Below are 448 nucleotides of genomic sequence, written 5' to 3' on the forward strand. Positions count from 1 at the left end.
GTCGGCAACTCGCCCTGGGTTTCGAAGAGCAGATCATTGAACTCTACGCTTCCGGTTCTTCTTTGGAAGATATTACCCGAACGCTGAGCAAGCTCTATGGTGCTGAGATGAGCACGGCTCGTATCTCGAGCGTCATCAATGCGACCTGGCAGACGGTCGAAGACTGGCACAGGCGGCGCTTGCCAGCCTGCCTAGTCGTACTATTTATCGATGCCATTCATATCGATGTGCGTCGTGAACACGGGGTAGCTAAAGTGGCCCTTTACGTCGCATATGGGATTACTTTGGAAGGCAAGCGTGAGGTAATCGGTCTTATCCCTGGTCAGGGCACCGAGGGCGCCGTTGAGTGGGCGCGCTGTCTAGAGTCGTTCAAACAGCGCGGGCTGGAGGACGTACTGATTACTTGCAGCGACGGCCTGGCGGGACTCAAAAGTGTGATTGCACAGAC

General features: G+C 55.4%; 1 protein-coding gene. It reads left to right on the forward strand.

Annotated elements, in window-relative coordinates; all coding sequences use genetic code 11:
• Positions 1-448 (forward strand): transposase (locus A3850_RS00015; protein ID WP_197493949.1); only part of this gene is annotated, 448 nt, incomplete at both ends.

The organism is Lewinella sp. 4G2, assembly GCF_001625015.1.
Taxonomy (GTDB): Bacteria; Bacteroidota; Bacteroidia; order Chitinophagales; family Saprospiraceae; genus Neolewinella.